Origin of the sequence: Paenibacillus wenxiniae (assembly GCF_039822605.1) — a bacterium.
In the GTDB taxonomy this organism is placed as follows: Bacteria; Bacillota; Bacilli; order Paenibacillales; family Paenibacillaceae; genus Saccharibacillus; species Saccharibacillus wenxiniae.
This window is the reverse complement of sequence record NZ_JBCGUH010000004.1, coordinates 321,094-334,969: the sequence shown is the minus strand read 5'-3', so window position 1 is coordinate 334,969 and position 13,876 is coordinate 321,094. Positions and strand designations below refer to the sequence as shown.

Sequence of the window (13,876 nt, the reverse complement as noted above, 5' to 3'; positions counted from 1 at the left end):
AATCCCTTCCGAAAGGAAGGGATTCGGAGACTTTTCAATATAGCCTCCGGCATAGTTGAACGGTGACAACGTTCTGTTGTAACGAAGCACCTGGTATCATTAACGTTTGTCTTCTAGCTTGGATTCCTGTGGCAGTGGAGTCGATTGAACAGGCTCTACTGGCGCTTTCGTCTTCTGATCTTCTTCTTTCATCATATCACGGGTACCTTCTTTAAATTCGCGGAATGTACGTCCTACCGCACGCCCAAGTTCAGGCAACTTGTTCGGTCCAAACAAAATAAGCGCCAATATAATGAGCAAAATGAAGCCAGTTGGGCCAATACCCATACCGTTTAACATTGGAACTCCTCCTTCATTGTACGACAGCATCCGTCTATCGTGCTCCTATCATAGCATAACTACGCACTTCGCTTCACTATTGGATCACGTAAAATGTTTTGTTATTCGCACACAAATACACACAATTCCTCCATTGGAAAAATTGCGCTGCACGATAAACGTTATACTGTATAACAGAAGTTATACTGCATAGCACACTTGTATACAGTCATTGTGTATAGGTTACGATCAGATGTCGTTTCCGCTCAACGGTGAATACGTCCAGCATATACGTACTATTGTGGAATCCGATCTTCCACAAGCCAGACCTGGCTGGAGTTAGCGCTCATCAACCGGACGATATTGTCCTGTAATCATAAGTAGCGCCTCAGGCAACTGATCCATAATCGCTGCCAGATGCTCATGTACCCCTTTTGGTGTGCCCGGCAAATTCACAATCAGACTGCGTTCACGAATGCCGCAAATTCCGCGGAATAACATAGCGGAGCGGTTTTTCTGCATAACGGTAGCACGCATCGCTTCTGCCATACCCGGTACTTCACGCTGAATGACGCGCCGCGTCGCTTCCGGTGTAACATCACGCTGGGCAAGCTCGGTTCCGCCAGTCGTCAAAATCAAATCTGCATTAAAATATTCGGTCATTTCAATTAGCGCAGCAATAATCTCATCCGGCTCATCCGGTACAACACGATATTCCACAATCTCGCCGCCAAGTTCCTCTTCTACTAGCTCACGGATGACTTGCGCGCTTGTATCCTCGCGTTCACCGCGAGCTCCTTTATCACTGGCGGTTAAAATAGCTGTTCTCCAAACCATACGCTCACCCTCCCATCTCTATGTCCTGTTTGTTTCGACTGTTACGTATATGATAGATTGCTTTGTCCTGATCTTGCTGATGGTATTGTTGTATTTAGCTTCTGGTGAAGTCTCCGCTTTTACCGCCACTTTTGGATTGCAGTAGCGTCGGGCCGATAACCATATCTTTTTGTAACGCTTTGCACATATCATAGATCGTCAAAGCTACGGCAGAGGCAGCGGTCAGTGCTTCCATTTCAACACCTGTCTTGCCTTCCGTCTTCACTTTCACTTCAATGTAAAGCTCATCTTCCCCATTATCATCAAAGGTAATGTTTACGCCAGTTAGCGGTAAAGGATGGCACATCGGAATCCAGTCGGATGTACGCTTGGCTGCCTGTATACCTGCCACCTGAGCGACTGCCAGCACATCTCCTTTACCTACTTCACCGGATCGAATCGCTTGCAGTGTCGAAGGCTGCATCGTTACCTGACTGGTAGCTACTGCGATACGCACGGTTTCTTCTTTGCCCGAAATATCGACCATACGTGCTCTACCCTGTTCATTAAAATGAGTAAGCGGCCCACTCACAGTCGGCAGCCCTTCATATTCATTATGCCGTTCATGGCTCAATGGAATCCCAACTTTCATCGCGTGCTTAATCTATAAGATGACGGTACACCGTCATTCATGCGTAATCACAACCCCGGAAGGTGTAAATAATAAATGAATCCGAAAATCATGCGGCTCCATCGGAATATGTGGCAGCAATTGCACATCAAATGCCGGTGCTGCCAGCAGTGGGGCAGTATCACCGGAAACGACGAGCTGTGCCATAAAGCGATCATAATAACCACCGCCATAGCCGATACGTCCCCCAAGTCGATCATAGCCAAGACCGGGCACGATGACCAGATCAATCTCATGCCAGCGTTCGACTGGATAATGCGGCGTATGTTCCTTCGGCTCAGGAATACCGTACATGCCCGGTTCCACATCATCAATGCCACCGATTTCATACAATTCAAAAATGCCCTGTTGCTCTCGCTGAATACGAGGCACCAGCACACGATCGCCGTGCTTCCAGCAATCCTCCAGCAAAGGTAATGTATCCGGCTCGTCCCGGTAAGCCAAATAACTGAACACCGTAAACGGCCGTTTGCGTGCCCGCTGTCGCAAGTGCTGAATATACGTTGTCGCAACCGCACACAGCTCTGCCGATTGCTGAACACGCAGCTCTGCAAGAAGCTGACGTCTTCGCTGCTGAAGCTGTTCACGAAGTAGCCGTTTATCGCTCTGGTGTTCCATCAAAAGCCTCCCGTACATCGACCCGGCGAATCATAAGCAAAAAGCACGAGTCATTCATATTGACAGTGTAACACTTTCCTGTCAAAAAACCAATTTCCCTTTCTCTTCTTATGTAACCTTCATATCAGGACTTGTATACGCTGGCACGGCACTATTTTGCAGACATTGTACCGGATTAAATCATGCAAAATAGCAGCATTTCATGTACACTAGACAGGATGGGCTAATTGCGGCAGAAGGGTTAGTTTCCCTCTCCGTATAACGTACAACGATAAACGACAACGCTGTAAATATAGGCGACACCATTTCGTTTTATAAAATGCTCCATACTGATCGTGAGCATGTTCCTGTCTAGCATGAACTGGCAGAGCACTATGGATCAGGATATGGCTCGTATACTAGGCAAATGAACCGGACAGCGACTGGCTGTTCATATAGGAAAGGATGGATTGACTGTGTTATTGCAAGCAAGCGGCATTACTAAATTATATGGCATTACTCCGGTGCTGGAAGGCATCAATTTACAGATTGAGGAACGCGAACGGATCGGTCTCGTTGGTGTGAATGGCGCCGGCAAATCGACATTGCTCAAAATTATCGCTGGCGAAATGTCGCATGATGGCGGACAAATTTTCCGTAGCAAGGAAGTGACCCTGGGCTATCTGGCACAAAATAGCGGGCTGCATCACGGCAATACGATCGGTGAGGAGATGCGTTCGGTATATGCCGAGCTGATTGAGACCGAGCGTGAACTGCGCGCGATGGAGCAACAAATCGCCGATCCGGCACATATGGATGATGAAAAAGCCTATGCTGAGCTGCTAGAACGCTATTCACAGCAGTCTGAATGGTTCCGCGAACGCGGCGGCTATGAGATGGAAACGCGGATTCGTAGCATTTTGCACGGAATGGGCTTTGCAGACTTTTCACAGGATACGCTGGTGTCCACGTTAAGCGGCGGTCAGAAAACAAGGCTGGCGCTCGCTCGCATTCTGCTGCAAGCACCTGATCTGCTGATGCTGGATGAGCCGACCAACCATTTGGATCTGGATACGCTCGCCTGGCTGGAAGATTATTTGCGTGCTTATTCTGGCGCATTGCTCGTTGTATCGCATGACCGCTACTTCCTTGATCGACTGGTCACAAGCATCGTTGAGATTGAACGTCACCGTTCCAGACGGTATACCGGTAACTATAGCCGTTATATCGACATTAAAGCGGCAGAATACGAATCGTCCATGAAGCAATTTGAAAAGCAACAGGATGAGATCGCGCGTATGGAGCAGTTTATTCAGAAAAATATCGTGCGTGCTTCCACGACCAAGCGTGCTCAAAGCCGCCGACGTGCACTGGAAAAAATGGATCGTATGGATCGCCCTGCCGGAGATTTGAAAAAGGCAAGCTTTACGTTCGAAACGTCGGTCGTATCCGGTAAAGATGTGCTGCGCGTACACAATCTGACACTGTCGTATGAAGATAAGCAAAAGCTATTTGAACCGATCTCATTCGAACTATGGCGCGGTGATATGGTTGCTCTAATCGGTCCGAACGGAACGGGTAAAACGACACTGCTCAAAGCGTTAATCGGTGATCATGCACCAGATGGCGGCAAAATCGAATGGGGCGCCAAAACGAAAATTGGCTACTATGATCAAGAACAGGGACATTTGAACCCGAGCAATACCGTATTGGAGGAAGTGTGGAGTAGCTTCCCACATCTGGAGGAAGTACGTATCCGCACGGTGCTTGGCAACTTCCTATTCAGTGGTGAAGATGTGCTCAAAAAAGTAGCTGCCTTGAGCGGCGGCGAAAAGGCACGTGTATCGCTCAGCAAGCTGATGCTGCTGGAAGCGAATGTACTCATTTTGGATGAGCCGACCAACCATCTGGATCTGGTGAGCAAGGAAGTGCTGGAATCTGCGTTGATGGATTATGAAGGCACATTGCTGTTCATTTCCCATGACCGTTATTTCCTGAACAAAATGGCTGAGCGTATTTTGGAGCTGCGGCCGGATGGTTTGGCAACGTATCTCGGTAACTTTGATGATTATACAGCTAAAAAGCAGGAACTGCTGGAGATTGCGGCAGAAGAAGCGGCAAATGCACTAAAAACAGCGAAGCCAGATGCAGGAGCTAATGACCCTATTCGCCTGGCAGCGATGTCGTTTGAGGAGAGTAAACAGGCGAAACGTGAAGAGCGTAATCGCAAGCGCCGTCTGGAGCAACTGGAAGAAGAAATTGCAAACTGTGAGGATCGAATCGCTGCACTGGAGCAGGAATTGACGCTACCAGACATTTATCAAGATTATGCAGCTGTTCAGACTCGTCAGGAAAAGATTGCGACCTATCAACAAACGCTGGAACAAGCGTATGAGGAATGGGAATTGTTAGCTGCCGAATAAGCACCTGTCAATACCTGTTCATATCATTGTAAAAATTCGTACTTTTTTTGTAAAATAATCTGAGCGATGTTGTGAACAGACTTATCCACAAAACGCAGCGCTTAAAAAGCGAAAAAATTGCGTGAATACAGCTAATTTTTATTGCTAGAATAGCATTTTTCAGAAAAATCCATATTTATCCACTAAGTTATGCACATTGTCCACAGATTGGGGTGTGAAAGCTGTGCCTAACTATCCCCTAAACGATGATTTTAAAAAACACAGATATAGCAAGCATTTTGCAACTTGCCCACATTTTTCAGGGGATATGTGGATAACTTTGTTAACATCTTGACAAAACTACCCTTGAGATGCATAGCATTGTAAAATCCATTATTAGTAAAAATCCCATTGCTCCTTGTCGATGAGAAGGATAGTGCTATCACAAATAAGGCTGTATCTAGCAGCATGTTCCTCATATAGCAGCATGTTCCTCCCTGCTATCACAAATAAGACCGTATATAGCAGCGTATTCTTCTTTACTATCAAAAATAAGACCGTAATAGCAGCGTATTGCTCTCTGCTATTACGGTCTTATTTGACATGGTTTATGATCGTGATTTAATACCCGTATATGATTTAATGTTGAACGCTGCGATTAACCGATCGATACGGTTGACCACTTTTCAAGTGATAGCGACGGATCGCCTTTGATGCGCAAATCGGAAAATTCGCCAGTTTTCCATTTTAAATAAGCAGCAGCACCGATCATCGCCGCATTATCGGTACAATATTCAAATGGCGGAATGAGCAGTTCAATCCCTTCATGATGGCAGCGTTCGGTTAATGTACGGCGCAGTCCTTTATTCACAGCTACACCACCGCACAGCAGCAATTGACGCACATCGTACGCTCTCACCGCGCGAATCGCCTTTTCGACCAGCACTTCCACGACCGATTCTTGAAAGCCGCGCGCAATTTCCGCAATCATCGGCTCCTCGCCACGCATTTTTTTCTGATTGACTACATTTAAGACAGCAGACTTTAAACCGCTCAGGCTAAAATCATACGAATCCGGTTCCAGCCATGCACGCGGAAGCTCGACTGCTGACTCTGCCTCCATCGCCAATCGATCCACATAAGGACCGCCTGGATACGGGAAGCCCAGCGCACGAGCAACTTTGTCATACGCTTCGCCTACTGCATCATCACGAGTGCTGCCGATCAGACGAAATTGTCCTTCACGCTCCAGCAGTACTAGCTCGGTATGTCCACCGGACACGACTAGCGCCAATGCTGGATAGACAATATTTGCCGTCAAATTGTTAGCATAAATATGTCCGGCAATATGATGTGTACCGATCAGCGGTTTATCCAGCGCAAAAGCTACACTTTTCGCTGCCATAATGCCAACGAGCAGTGCACCAACCAGTCCGGGACCTTCTGTCACCGCTACGGCGGAAATATCGTCCAGTGTCAGACCAGACTGCTCGACCGCTTGCTCAATCATCAATGTGATCGTCTCTACATGTTTACGTGAAGCGACCTCTGGCACAACACCGCCAAAAGCTTTGTGCGTCTCGATCTGGCTGGATACTAGATTGGACAGCACATGCTTCCCATTTTGTACAATCGCGACCGACGTTTCATCACAACTCGTCTCAATCGCCAGTATATTACACACCGATTCCTGGTGTTCCTGTTGCATCATCTATCGTTCACGCTTCCTTCCCATTTCCAGACTCCCCATCCACAGGGAGTTCACACCACATAATCAGTGCATCTTCATTATTGTCCGAATAATACGCCTTGCGCACCCCTGCACTGGTAAAGCCTAGCTTACGATACAGATTTTGTGCCGGCTCATTCGTTACCCGTACTTCCAGCGTCATTCGAATCATACCTAGCTCGATTGCCCATTCCATCATCCGCACCAGCAGTAGCTCGCCCAGCCCTCTACCACGATAGGCTTCACGAACGGCAATATTCGTCACATGTGCTTCATCCATAATCGTCCACATGCCTGCATAAGCGACAATATAACCGTTTAGTTCCAGCACCATATATCTGGCAAAATGGTTCATCGTCAGCTCATTGCGAAACGCCTCCTCTGTCCAGGGAAGGGTGAACGCTTCATGCTCAATTTCAATAATGGCGGGTAAATCGTCCATACTCATCTGGCGAAGAACCGGATGTTCTTCCCCCTGCTCCGATAACATGGCCACAGCAGCACGTCCTTTCATTATGAATGACGCAGCAGATTGGCTTCCGCCTCTGACAGCTGCGTATAATTGGGCAATAACGTATGCGCAGGCTCACTTTGCCCTGACAGCAATGCTGCCGCTCCTACCATACCTGCATCTTCCGCTTCCAGACTGCAAGCGAAAAGGATTACACGATCCCCTGCAAGCTCAGCCAGCTTCGCCGCACGCTGCTCATGCAGCGCTGTATCGCCTACGATATATATAGAGGATGGACGTTCTTGCTCGGATAGCGCATCATAACGCTCAATCAGTTGATCCATCCAGTCGTCCATCAGTACGATCCGATCGGCTTCTACACATACCAGTACGCCGGTGCCGGTCGTGGTGAATAGTCCGGTATACACCTGACCTCGACGTGCATCCATCAGCGGTACGATCCAGCTTGTGGTAACGGCTGACGGCATCTGCTGCGTATCGGTAGTCAGGTGAGCTGTATGCCCTGTAGTTTCAATAGGTTGTGTTTCAGTTTCATCATACTGTGCATTCGCAATTGTAGAAGATTGCTCGCCAGTATGATGAATGGCATCCTCAGTAGATCCGTGATCTAGCGCCTCCATGCGTGTAGAAGATTGCTTTACCGCTGTCGTAGATTCGCTACTGCTCCCTGCCTGACGATATCCGCTCAGCGCCAGTGCTGCCAGACTGGAAAAGCCGGCAACCGGTAATTGTAGCGTCCATGCTAGCGTTTTCGCTGTAGTAACAGCAATCCGAATCCCTGTATACGAGCCAGGACCCACGCCAACGGCGATGCCATCCAGCTCACGGCGTGATACCGATGCTGCATCCAGCATACGAGCGATGCTATCCATCAAACCTACCGAATGGTTACGATCCGCATTACTGCTTTCCGCCGCCAGTACATTCTCTTCATCCATCACAGCAACTACTTGTGCGGCTGTTGATGTATCCAAAACTAAAAACCGCTTACGCGGCTGTTCGTTCATTTCACTCATGAATTGTCATTGACTCCATTCTGTTTTAACTCGGTGCACCAGTCTCCATAAGGGTCACCATATCCTTCGCACACGATGGTGCGGCTATCATCTGCATTAACCGTAATATGAAGTGACAATCGCTGCTCGGGCAACAGGTCTTCAATTCGGCTCGACCACTCCACCAGCGTAGCGCCCTGTCCGAAAAAGTATTCGTCCAGTCCCAACTCAGCCGCCTCGTCTTCATGAATACGGTACACATCCATATGGTAAAAGGGCATACGACCCTCGTACTCCTTAATAATCGTAAACGTAGGGCTATTGACCATGCCAGCAACACCCAGATGCTTCGCAAACGCTTTGGAAAAATGCGTTTTACCTGCACCCAGATCACCATCCAGCGTGATCATTGTGCCCGGAAACGCGCGACTTGCCAGAAAAGCAGCCAGTCGCTCGGTATCCTCCAGACTGCGGCTCGTAAAATCTGCCGTCTGCTGAGGCAATGATTGTGCCATATGACCCTCCATCATGCAACACGATCACAGCAGCGATCGATCATGCATCTTGTTTATTGATTCTTATTCCCAGTATACCACATTCACCGCTCACTTCAGCCCTCTGCTGCATTTTTACAGTAGGGGCGACAGCATACGTGATAAGGTTTCCATCGTTTTCTGTGTACGAGGGCGGCGGATAAATTCATGATAATTAATTTTACGACTTGCCTGCAAATCACGACGAAAATCGTCCATCAACCGCTCAATCGTCTCCTGCTCAAATAGCACTGCCGACAATTCAAAATTGCTGTAAAAGCTACGCATATCCATATTGGCGGTGCCTACCGAAGCGAGCAGATCATCGATAATGACAATTTTGGCGTGCACAAAGCCTTTTTCATATTGATGTACACGCACACCGACACGCATTAGCTCTTCCAGATACGATAGGGACGCATACTGGACAACTTGAGAATCGGACACTTTCGGAATAATAATATCGACTTCCACGCCGCTAATCGCTGCTGTTTTCAAAGCGGCATAAATACTCTGATCAGGGATAAAATAAGGCGTCGTAATACAGATCCGTCGCTTCGCTACCGCCAGCGCGCTAAAACACATTTCCTGAATCGCATTCCAGTTGCGATCCGGCCCACTGGCGACGATTAGCGCACGCTCACTACCGGCACATTGATGCGCAGGAAAATAGATCGAATCTGTAATTCGCTGACCGGAAGCAAACTCCCAATCTTCCAGAAACACAATTTGCAAAAAGTACACCGTATCTCCACGCACTTGCAAATGCGTATCGCGCCAGTAACCCAGCTTCGGATCGTGACCGAGATAATCGTCCCCGATATTCAAGCCACCGATAAAGCCGATCTCACCATCGATCACGAGTATTTTGCGGTGATTCCGGTAATTGACTTCGCGCTGAATGAATGAAGTAAACGGTGGCAGGAAAAAGTAAAATTCGATGCCTGCCTCCTTCAGCTGACGTACAAAACGATCTTTTAAATGATAGCTACCAAGTCCATCACACATCATACGCACCTTTACACCGGCTTGCGCCTTGCGCACGAGAATATCCGTAAACCGCTGACCGATATCATCCTCGCGGAAAATATAAAATTGAATATGAATATGATGCTGTGCCTGCTCCAGTGCATGCAGCATTGCCGTATACGTTGCCTCACCATCGGTCAGCACTTCAATTTCACTGCATGCAGTAATTGGATTTTCGGTCAAATGCGACAATAACGAAAACAGTCTGCTCTGCGTATGAAATTCGGGATTGCCCATCATATCTACAGACTGGATCACAGCTGCCTGACTCCATAAACGACTGCGTAATTCACGGAATAAAATAGTTCCCTTTTTACGAATGGTACGCCTACTCCGATAATTCCGTGCGACAAAATAGTATATAACGAATCCTAAAAAAGGAACGCAATATGAAATAAACAGCCAGGCTACCGCCTTCGTAGGCGAATGGAACTCTAATAACAATATAATGCCGCACTGGCTAATAAATACAATACATAATAATAACAACCAGATCATACTCGGTGCGCCTTCCTTTCTCCCTTTCACCCGTCCAACAGGCATCTTCTCTATGCAAACAATATCATATCAGAAACGAAGATCAAACTGATGGTGATTTGGTGATCATTTATCATTAACATATAACCAACTTGGCAAGCTAATGATACATTGGGATTGTTTGTAGTGTTTGAAGGGAAGGTCAAATGAAATGATAGGGCGTGTATAAACTTGTGCTGGGATGCTTCAACCACTCCGGCAAGGAATAAGGGACGGACTCTGGTCTTACATAGGAATCTACGGATTAGGAGTACATGATAGATTCCCGTGTTAGAAAATCGCTAGTACTGTAAGTCGTCCTTTACCTTATTTCCTTCCCGCCTTTCAGCATGGCATCCAAACATGTACAAGCTTTTATACACTATTGAAGTGATATAAGTCCTTATCCGTAGCGATCGTTCAAGTTACGCTTGAATCATCCCTATTTTCTAAAGGTTACTATGTAAGCAAACTGCCATCGTTCTGCACCTCAAACCTAGATCAATATTTAGAGCGAATGCACGTCAGTTCAAAACGACGGATTAAGCGCACATCCACTTTTTAAAATGGGGCTGGTCACTTCCATTTTGGATATTTTTCTGAGCAAGGCTATTTTGTGTGCAGCTAGCACCACAAGGTAAGCCTTTTATGAAAAAAGCATCAGCTTCCCTTTAGTGGGCAAGCTGATGCTTTTGAAGTGATATTTTGCGTTTAGAATTATGCTTCATTTTTAAAATCATATCTGTGCTTTTTTCATTTAAATCATGTATTGAATTAGACAGTAGCACGAGCGGCAAGGACATACGATAGACAATAGGATACATGGCATCATAGGAGAAGCGGTTGATACCCTGCTGTGAATGATCTTCATCATCGTCGTTTACCCTGTAGTTGTTTATCCTATACATGCAGTTTTCTATTTACTTGTAGTTTTTGAGGGGGATCGAACGACAAAGTAGATAGACCTACAAGAAGGTATTCATTTCGCAGTGGATCAACGATGATGCTATAGTATTCATTTCGCAGCGGATTAACGCTTATGCTATTGCATTCCTGTCTGCATAGTACCGCCGCAATGCCATTATTGCTGTACGGTCTCTTCAGCGGGTTGCATGCTGTCTTTTTCCAGCATGACGGATTGGCCTTCAGCCATGACCGATTGACCGAAGAACTGTTTTAGCCATTTAAGGGCTGGGCGTTCGGTGCCGTTACTGTTCAGCAGATGGGTGTTTGGCTCCCATGTTTGGTTCTGGATGTACCCCCATAGTGTTACCCCTTTAACGGAAGGATGGTTCCAGAGAACAGGGAATTTTTCTTTGTAGCGTGCCAGTTGAGTAGCATCGTCACCGGACATATCCAGTTCGGATACGTAGATTGGCAGTCCAGTTGCGCCTAATTTGTTCAGTACCGTAGTCATCGTGCTTGTCGATACGTTATTCATATTAAAGTGGTGACATTGAATACCGATTCCATCGATCAAACCGCGACTTTTCAAAATGTTAATGATGTTCACATAGCGATCAGCCAGCGCAGGATCGCCAATGACACCATATTCATTAATTAATAGCTTAGAATTAGGGAATTGCTGTCTCGCCTGCTGGAATGACCAGATGATCCAATCCCAGCCTGTCGCACCGTCTCCACCGATCGCATTGCTATACGATGGCTTAGCATGAAATGGCTCGTTGACTACATCGACAAACGCAGATTTGCCATATTTTTGACCGGCAAGCTGAATCCATTGCGTCACTTCGGCTTTCTGCTCGGATGCGGACAGATTTTTCACCCAGCCTGGTTCCTGACTGCCCCAGACCAGTGTATGAAATTTGAACGGATAGCCTTTGCTCTGCGCATAGTTATACGCCATATCCGCCTGAACCCAGTTCATTGAATTACGAGTACCTTCCACGGCTCCCCATTTGGTGGAGTTTTCTGGAGTCACCTGATTCCAGTATGTACCGTAGCTGGACGGGACACTGCCTGCAATAATATTCCCTAGAAACTTACTGCCATTCGTAAGACTGGCATAGCTATACTCCGACATGAACGTGGTGCAGAGCACCCCTGTCATGGCTACCGTTCCAATCACTTTCCATAACTTCGACTTTTTCGACACTTCATTTCCTCCTCCAGGTATACTGATGATCCATGTAGACTTCACAATAATTACCAAAATATGAGATAAGCGCTTACATTTGCAATATTAGCATCTCAGCTTCTCAATTTCGCTATAAACATAACGACATATATAGAGCGATTCTATATGTATCGTATAGAACAAAGAAAAACGTCATTTATGCCTTAAATCAGATAATATGGAAGGTCGATTTTCGAGTGATATGGAGGGGATGTTCAGACTTTAATTTGTGCCTATATTTCAAGATGAAAAAGTGAACAATCCGGCTAGTTTATTTCGGATAGGTGTATCTGTAAACATCGACATGTTTGTATTTGAAAAGGATTTTATATCATCCATTGTTACTGTATGTACATTGCCTGTAGCGTCGAACTATAAAAATAATGAAGTACAATTTGTACTGCCTTTTCTTATAAAGTATCGGCTATTTATATAATAAAATGAACAAGCTACACTCCGTTTACACGTGAGCGTAGCTTGTTTTGTTAATGTTAATGCTCCGAAAAAGCATGTTTATCTACCGATTAGACGAAATTGATCGTGAACGCAATCTACGATTTTGAGCACCTAGACGATTGATTCCATACACAAATATAAGCCAGGTCAACGCATACGAGACGATCAAAGCTAAACGAACCTGCCATAACTGCTGCGCAATCATATTGATGACCAGAATAGGAACTAGGATGAGACCGACGGTAATTAATGTTTTCTTCATACGATCATTGCGCTGAATGACCGACTCGATATCCGAATAGATTTCCGGGCGAGCGTCCGGCTGGTCTGCTGGATACGACTTTCGCCATAAATACCAGTTGTTGCGACCGTTATTCAATCGTTCCCAGCCTGCATCCTCATATAACGCTGTATAATCCTCGTTCACTTTGTTCTGATAATCAAACACATATCGGATCGTACGCGGATTACCCTTTTCAAAATAAAACGTCATTAAGCTTGGCTTTACTTTGACGAGATGCCATCCCTGCTGTTCTTGCGCTTCGATCCATTCTTCCATCTTCTCTGACTGCCAGATCCACCACCAGCGAAAGACACGTTTAGTGCTGCTCATCATTCATCCCCTCCATTTGCATCGCATTATGGTACTGCTCGCTAATACGAGCTATTTCCTGTCGCAGTAGTTCGCTCCCCAACTCTGTCGCTATGTATGATTTACGTCGATTTTCCTCCCCGACTACCTTGATCAGGCCATCCTTTTCCATACGAGACAGACTACCATAAATTGTGCCTGCGCCTAGTTTGATGCGTCCTTTTGTTAAAGCTTCGACATCCTGCATAATGCCATAGCCGTACCGAACCTGTTGCAAAGTAAGTAAAATGTAAAAGGCTGTCTCAGTCATTGGCAAATAACTTCGTATTTTGTCGTTCATCCGTTTCACCGCTTTCTTTCACTCAACTATATCGTGACGCGATATAGTGATCTGAAACAACTATATCACGGCTCGATATAGTAAATCAAGAGAATCTGTATGAAATCACCGTATTCGATAGTAAATTAGCACTCAAATTTGAGCTGTTTACGATATTAGAGTCGTTACGATATTAGGATCGTTACGATAAGATGTAACGCATGATCGTTGCATCCGATCAAAACACAACATCAACACAATATAAAAAACCTTC

13 protein-coding genes are annotated in these 13,876 nt (G+C 46.2%); 1 reads left to right on the top strand and 12 read right to left on the bottom strand.

Features of this window, described 5'->3' with window-relative positions; genetic code table 11:
- Positions 1-99: 99 nt before the first annotated feature.
- From tatA to AAHF22_RS10175, 4 genes are all read right to left on the bottom strand, one after another.
- On the bottom strand, positions 100-339 hold the full coding sequence (gene tatA, locus AAHF22_RS10190; protein ID WP_347324882.1) for a twin-arginine translocase TatA/TatE family subunit: 240 nt from the start codon (positions 337-339) through the stop codon (positions 100-102).
- 318 nt (positions 340-657) lie between these two features.
- Positions 658-1,155, bottom strand: a complete 498-nt coding sequence (locus AAHF22_RS10185) for a MogA/MoaB family molybdenum cofactor biosynthesis protein (protein ID WP_347324881.1) — start codon at positions 1,153-1,155, stop codon at positions 658-660.
- Between the two features lie 94 nt (positions 1,156-1,249).
- Entirely contained in the window at positions 1,250-1,786 is a 537-nt protein-coding gene (gene moaC / locus AAHF22_RS10180; RefSeq protein WP_347324880.1) for a cyclic pyranopterin monophosphate synthase MoaC, read from the bottom strand.
- A 33-nt stretch (positions 1,787-1,819) separates the two neighbouring features.
- The gene (locus AAHF22_RS10175) at positions 1,820-2,443 is read right to left on the bottom strand and encodes a 5-formyltetrahydrofolate cyclo-ligase (RefSeq protein WP_347324879.1); all 624 of its coding nucleotides are present in this window, start codon (positions 2,441-2,443) and stop codon (positions 1,820-1,822) included.
- A 455-nt stretch (positions 2,444-2,898) separates the two neighbouring features.
- Here AAHF22_RS10175 and AAHF22_RS10170 point away from each other — a divergent pair, with 455 nt between their 5' ends.
- Complete coding sequence (locus AAHF22_RS10170) at positions 2,899-4,845, top strand: ABC-F family ATP-binding cassette domain-containing protein (protein ID WP_347324878.1); 1,947 nt, start codon at positions 2,899-2,901, stop codon at positions 4,843-4,845.
- Positions 4,846-5,482: 637 nt separating this feature from the next.
- On the opposite strand, the gene tsaD is transcribed toward AAHF22_RS10170, so the two are convergent.
- The 8 genes from tsaD to AAHF22_RS10130 all read right to left on the bottom strand — a co-directional run bounded on the left by tsaD (position 5,483) and on the right by AAHF22_RS10130 (position 13,623).
- Positions 5,483-6,535, bottom strand: a complete 1,053-nt coding sequence (gene tsaD / locus AAHF22_RS10165) for a tRNA (adenosine(37)-N6)-threonylcarbamoyltransferase complex transferase subunit TsaD (RefSeq protein WP_347324877.1) — start codon at positions 6,533-6,535, stop codon at positions 5,483-5,485.
- 7 nt (positions 6,536-6,542) lie between these two features.
- Positions 6,543-7,043 (bottom strand): ribosomal protein S18-alanine N-acetyltransferase, encoded by a 501-nt coding sequence (rimI, locus tag AAHF22_RS10160; protein ID WP_347325010.1) that lies wholly within the window; start codon positions 7,041-7,043, stop codon positions 6,543-6,545.
- Positions 7,044-7,066: 23 nt separating this feature from the next.
- A complete protein-coding gene (gene tsaB, locus AAHF22_RS10155) occupies positions 7,067-8,041 on the bottom strand; it encodes a tRNA (adenosine(37)-N6)-threonylcarbamoyltransferase complex dimerization subunit type 1 TsaB (protein ID WP_347324876.1) in 975 nt (324 codons plus the stop codon).
- A complete protein-coding gene (gene tsaE / locus AAHF22_RS10150; protein ID WP_347324875.1) occupies positions 8,038-8,535 on the bottom strand; it encodes a tRNA (adenosine(37)-N6)-threonylcarbamoyltransferase complex ATPase subunit type 1 TsaE in 498 nt (165 codons plus the stop codon). The genes tsaB and tsaE overlap by 4 nt, the downstream gene beginning before the upstream one ends.
- A 114-nt stretch (positions 8,536-8,649) precedes the next feature.
- Entirely contained in the window at positions 8,650-10,080 is a 1,431-nt protein-coding gene (cls, locus tag AAHF22_RS10145) for a cardiolipin synthase (protein ID WP_347325009.1), read from the bottom strand.
- Between the two features lie 1,099 nt (positions 10,081-11,179).
- Positions 11,180-12,169 (bottom strand): endo-1,4-beta-xylanase, encoded by a 990-nt coding sequence (locus AAHF22_RS10140; RefSeq protein ID WP_347325008.1) that lies wholly within the window; start codon positions 12,167-12,169, stop codon positions 11,180-11,182.
- Positions 12,170-12,752: 583 nt separating this feature from the next.
- Positions 12,753-13,304 (bottom strand): DUF2812 domain-containing protein, encoded by a 552-nt coding sequence (locus tag AAHF22_RS10135; RefSeq protein WP_347324874.1) that lies wholly within the window; start codon positions 13,302-13,304, stop codon positions 12,753-12,755.
- Positions 13,291-13,623, bottom strand: coding sequence for a PadR family transcriptional regulator (locus AAHF22_RS10130; RefSeq protein WP_347324873.1), 333 nt, complete (start codon positions 13,621-13,623; stop codon positions 13,291-13,293). The genes AAHF22_RS10135 and AAHF22_RS10130 overlap by 14 nt, the downstream gene beginning before the upstream one ends.
- Positions 13,624-13,876 lie beyond the last annotated feature (253 nt).

Bases quoted from the DNA above. Each gene is read 5' to 3' on its own strand.
- tatA (WP_347324882.1), bottom strand. From the start codon at position 339: ATGTTAAACGGTATGGGTATTGGCCCAACTGGCTTCATTTTGCTCATT.
- AAHF22_RS10185 (WP_347324881.1), bottom strand. From the start codon at position 1,155: ATGGTTTGGAGAACAGCTATTTTAACCGCCAGTGATAAAGGAGCTCGC.
- moaC (WP_347324880.1), bottom strand. From the start codon at position 1,786: ATGAAAGTTGGGATTCCATTGAGCCATGAACGGCATAATGAATATGAA.
- AAHF22_RS10175 (WP_347324879.1), bottom strand. From the start codon at position 2,443: ATGGAACACCAGAGCGATAAACGGCTACTTCGTGAACAGCTTCAGCAG.
- tsaD (WP_347324877.1), bottom strand. From the start codon at position 6,535: ATGATGCAACAGGAACACCAGGAATCGGTGTGTAATATACTGGCGATT.
- rimI (WP_347325010.1), bottom strand. From the start codon at position 7,043: ATGTTATCGGAGCAGGGGGAAGAACATCCGGTTCTTCGCCAGATGAGT.
- tsaB (WP_347324876.1), bottom strand. From the start codon at position 8,041: ATGAGTGAAATGAACGAACAGCCGCGTAAGCGGTTTTTAGTTTTGGAT.
- tsaE (WP_347324875.1), bottom strand. From the start codon at position 8,535: ATGGCACAATCATTGCCTCAGCAGACGGCAGATTTTACGAGCCGCAGT.
- cls (WP_347325009.1), bottom strand. From the start codon at position 10,080: ATGATCTGGTTGTTATTATTATGTATTGTATTTATTAGCCAGTGCGGC.
- AAHF22_RS10140 (WP_347325008.1), bottom strand. From the start codon at position 12,169: ATGACAGGGGTGCTCTGCACCACGTTCATGTCGGAGTATAGCTATGCC.
- AAHF22_RS10135 (WP_347324874.1), bottom strand. From the start codon at position 13,304: ATGAGCAGCACTAAACGTGTCTTTCGCTGGTGGTGGATCTGGCAGTCA.
- AAHF22_RS10130 (WP_347324873.1), bottom strand. From the start codon at position 13,623: ATGAACGACAAAATACGAAGTTATTTGCCAATGACTGAGACAGCCTTT.